Annotated in this window: 6 protein-coding genes; 4 read left to right on the top strand and 2 right to left on the bottom strand. The window is 64.9% G+C overall.

What is annotated here, in order from left to right:
- Positions 1-11: 11 nt before the first annotated feature.
- On the bottom strand, positions 12-1,073 hold the full coding sequence (gene lptG / locus DN387_RS22985) for an LPS export ABC transporter permease LptG (protein ID WP_054916376.1): 1,062 nt from the start codon (positions 1,071-1,073) through the stop codon (positions 12-14).
- Entirely contained in the window at positions 1,066-2,181 is a 1,116-nt protein-coding gene (gene lptF, locus DN387_RS22980) for an LPS export ABC transporter permease LptF (protein ID WP_043862434.1), read from the bottom strand. Before lptF ends, lptG begins: the two co-directional genes overlap by 8 nt.
- A 287-nt stretch (positions 2,182-2,468) precedes the next feature.
- Between lptF and DN387_RS22975 the strand changes: the two genes are divergently transcribed.
- The 4 genes from DN387_RS22975 (at position 2,469) to DN387_RS22960 (ending at position 7,827) form a co-directional block, all read left to right on the top strand.
- A complete protein-coding gene (locus DN387_RS22975) occupies positions 2,469-3,962 on the top strand; it encodes a leucyl aminopeptidase (RefSeq protein WP_054916377.1) in 1,494 nt (497 codons plus the stop codon).
- A gap of 51 nt (positions 3,963-4,013) precedes the next feature.
- Positions 4,014-4,442, top strand: a complete 429-nt coding sequence (locus DN387_RS22970; protein WP_043862523.1) for a DNA polymerase III subunit chi — start codon at positions 4,014-4,016, stop codon at positions 4,440-4,442.
- A 2-nt stretch (positions 4,443-4,444) separates the two neighbouring features.
- Positions 4,445-4,810: a hypothetical protein gene (locus DN387_RS22965; RefSeq protein ID WP_043862436.1), complete on the top strand. Its 366-nt coding sequence runs from the start codon at positions 4,445-4,447 to the stop codon at positions 4,808-4,810.
- A 170-nt stretch (positions 4,811-4,980) separates the two neighbouring features.
- Entirely contained in the window at positions 4,981-7,827 is a 2,847-nt protein-coding gene (locus tag DN387_RS22960; RefSeq protein WP_043862437.1) for a valine--tRNA ligase, read from the top strand.
- Positions 7,828-7,837 lie beyond the last annotated feature (10 nt).

Raw genomic sequence — 7,837 nt, 5'->3', positions numbered from 1 at the left:
CAGGGTAATCGCTACCCCGCCCTGCGTAGCAACCACACCCCCGCCAGCGCACAGATTGCCGCCGGGATCACCACCGCCAGCAGCGGCGGGAAGCCGAACACCTGGCTCGAAGGGCCCAGCAGGTCCTGGGCGATGCGGAACACGAAGCCCACCAGCACCCCGGTGAACACCCGCTGGCCCAGCGTCACCGAACGCAGCGGGCCGAAGATGAACGACACCGCCATCAGTACCAGCGCCGCCGTGACCACCGGTTGCAGCACCTTGGTCCAGAACGCCAGCCAGTAGCGCGCGTTGTTCAGCCCCTGGTCGGAGAGGTAGTGAATGTAGTCCCACAGCCCGCTGATCGACAGCGACTCGGGCGCCAGTACCACGGTGCTGAGCAGCTCGGGGGTCAGCGCGACGTCCCAGCGCTCCTCGGCATTGTGGATGACTTCGGTGTGGTCCCCACGGAAGTGCGTGGTGGTCACGTCGGTCAGTTCCCAGTGGCCCTGGGTGTATTGCGCCCTGCGCGCAAAGCTGGAGGTCTGCATGTGACGCTCGTTGTCGAAGCGATAGCGCGTCACGCCCAGCAACAGCCCATTGGGCTGCACGGTGTTGATGTGCACGAACTCTTCGCCCTGACGGTGCCACAGGCCGCGCTTGGAGCTTTGCGCCTCACCGCCACCCTGCGCCAGCGAACGGTCGGCCTGGGCCTTGTTCTCGGTCACGGGTGCCAGGTACTCGCCCATCAGCACGCCGATCAGCATCAGTACCAGCATCGGCTTCATGACCGCCCACACGATGCGCCCGATGGACACGCCGGCAGCGCGCATGATGGTCAGTTCGCTGCTGCTGGCCAGGCTGCCCAGGCCGATCAGGCAGCCGATCAGCGCGGCCATCGGCAGCATGTCGTACAGGCGCCGTGGCGCGGTCAGCAGCACGTAGTTGCCCGCGTCCCACAAGGTGTAGGTATCGCTGATGTCGCCCATCTCGTCGATGAAGGCGAACAGCGACGCCAGGCCGAGGATGATCCCCAGCACGGCGATGATGGCCATGAACACGCTCTGGCCGATGTAGCGATCGAGTTTAGCCACGGGCCACCTCCGCACGACGGCTGGCGCGCTTGAGGCGCAGCGGTTCCCAGAACATCAGGCCCAGGCCGATCAGCAGGAACAGCCCATGCACCGGCCACAGGCCCAGGCCGATCGGCAACTTGCCTTTCTCCAGGGCGCCGCGGGCGGCAATCAGAATCGTCAGGTAAGCCATATACAGAAGGATCGCCGGCAGCAGCTTGAGGAAACGGCCCTGGCGCGGGTTGACCCGCGACAGCGGCACCGCCATCAGGGTCACGATGAACACCAGCAGCGGCAGCGACAGGCGCCACTGCAGTTCGGCACGCTCGCGCAGCCCGGTACTGCCGATCAGTTCGGACGTCGGGATGGCCTCGCGCTCGGTGACTTCCTGGCTGACCTCCGGCTTGGGCAGCAGCACACCGTAGGTGTCGTACTTGATGGCGCGGTAATCGGCCTGGCCCGGGTTGCCGTCGTAGCGGTAGCCGTTTTCAAGGATCAGGTAGCGGTTGCCGTCGGCCTGCACTTCCTGACGGCCCTTTTCGGCCACCAGCACGGAGATGCCACGGTCCTTGCTCTTGTCCTGGGACAGGCGCTTCTCGGAAATGAACACGCCAGCCAGCTTTGAACGGTCATCCGACAGCTGCTCGGTGTAGGTGACCCGCGAACCGTCGCGCAGGTTCTGGAAGCGGCCCGGCACCAGGGTGTCGAACTCGGTCAGCGCATCCTGCTGGTTGATGATCTGCGATACCTGGGTCACGCCCTGGGGCGCCAGGCTCAGGCTCAGCCAGGCCACCAGCACCGCGATCAGTGCAGCCGGCATCAGGGTCATGCCCAGCAGGCGCTGCTGGCTCATGCCGGTTGCCGAGAGCACGGTCATCTCGCTTTCCAGATACAGCCGGCCGTAGGCCAGCAGGATGCCCAGAAACAGGCCCAGCGGCAGGATCAGTTGCAGAAAGCCCGGCAGGCGGTAGCCCATGATCAGGAACAGTACGCCCGGATCGAGCATGCCCTGAGCCGCCTGGGCCAGGTATTTGATGAAGCGCCCGCTCATGATGATGACCAGCAGCACAGCGCTGACGGCACTCAAGGTCACCAGGACCTCGCGGGACAGATAACGGAAGACGATCAAACCAGACACTCCTGGGTTGTCAGGCTCGGACAGCCGAACAAGGGAAAACGTTGCAACCAAGATAGTCGCCCGCCCGCCAAAGGCGAACCCGGACAAAAGTGCGCGCATTATCCTGTGAATGGCCGTGCCTGTCACTTGGCGCCGTGCAAAGCTTCATCTCGGGGTTGTCAGCGCGCCCGCCGCAGGCTCAAACTGGGCGCTTTCTGACTGGCCCGCCACGGCGCGCCAGGCCGCTTCGAGCGCCTGCACCGCCAGCGCGCACTGACAGTTCATTCGGGGACCCTGACATGGAATTGGTTGTAAAAAGCGTAGCCGCAGCATCCTTGAAAACCGCCACCCTGGTACTGAGCGTGGGTGAAGGCCGCACACTGGGCGCTACCGCCAAGGCCGTGGACGACGCCAGCAACGGCGCCCTGAGCGCAGTGCTCAAGCGCGGCGACCTGGCCGGCAAGGTCGGGCAGACCCTGCTGCTGCAAGGCCTGGCCGGGGTCAAGGCCGAGCGCGTATTGCTGGTGGGGACCGGCAAGGACGCCCTTGCCGACCGCGCCTGGCGCAAGCTGGCGGGCAGCGTGCTCAACGTGCTCAAGGGCCTGGCTGGCAGCGATGCGGTGCTGGCACTGGACGACGTTGCCGTGACCGGCCGCGATGCCAACTACGGCAAGGTACGCCTGCTGGCCGAGAGCCTGCTCGATGGTCAATATGTATTCGATCATTACAAGAGCAAGAAGGCCGAGCCGATCGCCCTGAAGAAGATCACCCTGCTCAGCGACAAGGCCGGCCTGGCCGAGGTGGAGCGCGCCGTCAAGCACGCCACCGCGATCGCCAACGGCATGGGCTTCACCCGCGACCTGGGCAACCTGCCGCCGAACATCTGCCACCCAAGCTACCTGGCCGAACAGGCCAAGGCGCTGGGCAAGGAGTTCAAGGGCCTCAAGGTCGAGGTGCTGGACGAGAAGAAGATCAAGGACCTGGGCATGGGCGCGTTCTACGCCGTGGGCCAGGGCAGCGATCAGCCGCCACGCCTGATCGTGCTCAGCTACCAGGGCGCCGCCAAGAAGAGCGAGAAGCCTTACGTACTGGTGGGCAAGGGCATCACCTTCGACACCGGCGGCATCAGCCTCAAGCCCGGTGCCGGCATGGATGAAATGAAGTACGACATGGGCGGTGCAGCCAGCGTGTTCGGCACCCTGCGTGCCGTGCTCGAACTCAAGCTGCCGATCAACCTGGTGTGTGTACTGGCCTGTGCCGAGAACATGCCCAGCGGTGGCGCCAGCCGTCCGGGCGACATCGTCACCACCATGAGCGGGCAGACCGTCGAAATCCTCAACACCGACGCCGAAGGCCGCCTGGTGCTGTGCGACGCACTGACCTACGTGGAGCGCTTCAAGCCGCAGGCAGTGATCGACATCGCCACCCTGACCGGCGCCTGCATCGTCGCCCTGGGCAGCCATACCTCGGGCCTGATGGGCAACGACGACGAACTGATCGGCCAACTGCTGGACGCCGGCAAGCGTGCCGACGACCGCGCCTGGCAACTGCCGCTGTTCGACGAATACCAGGAGCAGCTCGACAGCCCGTTCGCCGACATCGCCAACATCGGCGGCCCGAAGGCGGGCAGCATTACCGCCGGCTGCTTCCTGTCGCGCTTTGCCAAGGCCTACCACTGGGCCCACCTGGACATCGCCGGCACGGCCTGGACCAGTGGCGGCAAGGACAAGGGCGCCACTGGCCGCCCGGTACCGCTGCTGACCCAATACCTGCTCGACCGCGCCAACGCCTGAGGCGCCGTCCACCGGCCGCGCTGCAAGGCGTAGCCGGTGGGCCACCCCACCATGAGCAAAGTCGACTTCTATATCCTGCCCAGCCCCGCGCCTGCCGCGCGGCTGGATTTCGCCTGCAAGCTGTGCGAAAAGGCCTGGCGCCTTGGGCACCGCGTGTACCTCAACTGCAGCGATGCGGCCCAGCGCGACGAGCTGGATGCGCGGCTGTGGGCGTTCAAGGGCGAGGCCTTCGTGCCCCACAGCGCGCTCGAGGACGACCCGCACGGCGCGGTGGCGCTGGGGGTCGGTGACGACCCGGGCGATCATCAGGACCTGCTGGTCAATCTCGACCTGAAGGTACCCGGTTTTGCCGCACGCTTTGCCCGCATTGCCGAGATCGTGGTGGAGGAGCCGGCCATTCGTGCGGCGGCGCGGGAGAGTTTCCGTTTCTACCGTGAACAGGGCTATGCTCTGCAAGACCACCGTTTACAGCGACTCTGATGATGGACAAACCTGCCCCCATGCCAAAACCTGCGCATTTGCTGGACGATCTGGAGTCGATTCGCCAGTTGCTGGGTGACGATGCCCTGGAACCGCCACTGCTGACCGAGACCGTCGAGGAGCAGATACCGTTGCTGCTCGAGCCGGCCGAACCGGCAGCGCGGGCCCCGGTGGCTGCCGAGCCGGCTGCCGAGCCCGACCCGCAGGCGCGCCGCCAGGACACCCTGCTGCACCTGGACAGCGAACTGCGCGCGGCGGCGCAGTTGATCATGCAGGATGTGATCAAGGACTTTACCCCGCATATCGAGAACGAGATCAAGCGGCGCCTGGATGCCCGCCTGGAGCGGTTGTTGAACTCACGCTCGTAATCAAAAACGGGGGGCGAGCCTTTGGCTCGCTTCGCCGGCAAGGCCGGCTCCTACGCGAAGAATTCCCCACAGTTTTTTGCCCCACTCCCGCACCTCACGCTACGCCCCGGCCCTTATCCCCGCTATACTTCTCGGCTTTCCTGAATAAATGCCATAGGGTCCCGCCGCGCATGGATAAGACCTACCAGCCGCACGCCATTGAAACTTCCTGGTACAACACCTGGGAGTCAGAGAATTATTTCGCCCCGCAAGGCGCGGGCGATTCGTACACCATCATGATCCCTCCGCCGAACGTGACCGGCAGCCTGCACATGGGTCACGGCTTCAACAACGCGATCATGGACGCCCTGATCCGTTTTCGCCGCATGCAGGGTCGCAACACCCTGTGGCAACCAGGCACCGACCACGCCGGCATCGCCACGCAGATGCTGGTGGAGCGTCAACTGGAGGCCAAGGGCCAGAACCGTCACGACCTGGGCCGCGACAAATTCCTCGAGAAAGTCTGGGAATGGAAGGATCAGTCCGGTGGCAACATCAGCCGCCAGATCCGCCGCCTGGGCTCGTCGGTAGACTGGAGCCGCGAGCGCTTCACCATGGACGACGGCCTGTCCGAAGCGGTCAAGGAAGCCTTCGTGCGCCTGCATGAAGATGGCCTGATCTACCGCGGCAAGCGCCTGGTCAACTGGGACACCAAGCTGCACACGGCGATCTCCGACCTCGAAGTGGAAAGCCACGACGAGAAAGGCCATCTGTGGAACCTGCGCTACCCGCTGGCCGACGGTGCCACCACGGCCGACGGCAAGGACCACCTGGTGGTCGCCACCACCCGTCCGGAAACCCTGCTCGGCGACGCCGCCGTGGCCGTCAACCCGAACGACGAGCGCTACCAGGCGCTGATCGGCAAGTTCGTCAAGCTGCCGCTGGTCGGTCGCCTGATCCCGATCATCGCCGATGACTACTGCGACCCCGAATTCGGCACCGGCTGCGTGAAGATCACCCCGGCCCACGACTTCAACGACTACGAAGTCGGCAAGCGCCACAACCTGCCGCTGCTCAACATCTTCGACAAGAACGCTGCGGTGCTGCCGGCAGCCCAGGTGTTCAACCTCGACGGCAGCCTGAACGAAAGCCTGGACGCCAGCCTGCCTGCCGCCTACGCCGGCCTCGACCGCTTCGTGGCGCGCAAGCAGATCGTTGCCGACCTGGATGCCGCAGGCCTGCTGGTCAGCGTCGACGACCACGCCTTGAAAGTGCCCAAGGGCGACCGCTCCGGCACCATCATCGAGCCATGGCTGACCGACCAGTGGTACGTGTCGACCAAGCCGCTGGCCGAGCCTGCGATCGCCGCTGTCGAAGACGGCCGCATCCAGTTCGTGCCCAAGCAGTACGAGAACATGTACTTCTCCTGGATGCGCGACATCCAGGACTGGTGCATCAGCCGCCAGCTGTGGTGGGGCCACCGCATTCCGGCCTGGTACGACGTGTCGGGCAAGGTCTATGTGGGGCGCAGCGAAGAAGAAGTGCGCGCCAAGCACCAGCTGGGCGACGACGTGGTCCTGAACCAGGACAACGACGTGCTCGACACCTGGTTCAGCTCGGGCCTGTGGACCTTCTCCACCCTGGGCTGGCCGCAGCAGACCGAATTCCTCAAGACCTTCCACTCCACCGACGTGCTGGTGACCGGTTTCGACATCATCTTCTTCTGGGTTGCCCGGATGATCATGTTGACCATGCACCTGGTGAAGAACGAGGACGGTACCCCGCAGGTGCCGTTCAAGACCGTGTACGTGCATGGTCTGGTTCGTGATGGCCAGGGGCAGAAGATGTCCAAGTCCAAGGGCAACGTGCTCGACCCGCTGGACATCGTCGACGGCATCACCCTGGACGCGCTGCTGGAGAAACGCACCAGCGGCCTGATGCAGCCCAAGCTGGCCGACAAGATCGCCAAGCAGACCAAGGCCGAGTTCCCCGAAGGCATCGCCAGCTACGGCACCGATGCCCTGCGCTTCACCTTCTGCTCGCTGGCGTCCACCGGTCGCGACATCAAGTTCGACATGGGCCGCGTCGAAGGCTATCGCAACTTCTGCAACAAGATCTGGAACGCCGCGCGCTACGTGCTGGACAAGGGCGAGGACTGCGGCCAGAACGGCGAGGCCTACGAGCTGTCGCTGGCCGACCGCTGGATCATCTCGCAGCTGCAGCGCACCGAAGCCGAAGTGACCCGACAGCTGGACCAGTTCCGCTTCGACCTGGCCGCCCAGGCGCTGTACGAGTTCATCTGGAACCAGTACTGCGACTGGTACCTGGAGCTGTCCAAGCCGGTACTGTGGGACGAGAACGCACCGGTCGAACGCCAGCGCGGCACCCGTCGCACCCTGGTCCGCGTGCTGGAAGTGGCGCTGCGCCTGGCGCACCCGTTCATGCCGTTCATCACTGAGGAAATCTGGCAGCGCCTGGCGCCGCTGGCCGGTATCGAAGGCAAGACCATCATGCTGCAGCCGTGGCCGGTGGCCAACGAAAGCCGCATCGATGAAGCGGCCGAAGGCGATATCGAGTGGCTCAAGGAACTGATGCTGGGCGTGCGCAACATCCGTGGCGAAATGAACATCGGCCCGGGCAAGCCATTGCAGCTGTTCCTCAAGAACGCCAGTGCCGAAGACGTGCGTCGCCTGCAGGAAAACGAGGCACTGCTCAAGAAGCTGGCCAAGATCGAATCCTTCACCGTGCTGGGCGAGCAGGACGAGGCGCCGCTGAGCGCCACCGCCCTGGTCGGTGACCTGCAGGTGCTGGTGCCGATGGCCGGGCTGATCGACAAGGATGCCGAGCTGGCGCGTCTGAACAAGGAAATCCAGCGCCTGCAAGGCGAAGTGCAGCGGGTGGGCGGCAAGCTGTCCAACCCGGCGTTCGTCGACAAGGCGCCGCCTGCGGTGATCGACAAGGAGCGCGCCAAGCTGGCCGAGGCCGAACAGGCCCTGGCCAACTTCACCGAGCAGCATGCGCGGATTGCCGCCTTGTAATAGCGCTGAT

The organism is Pseudomonas sp. FBF18 (assembly GCF_024261405.1).
Classification (GTDB): Bacteria; Pseudomonadota; Gammaproteobacteria; order Pseudomonadales; family Pseudomonadaceae; genus Aquipseudomonas; species Aquipseudomonas palmensis.
The sequence above is the reverse complement of the archived record's forward strand: the minus strand, read 5'-3'. Positions and strand labels throughout refer to the sequence as shown.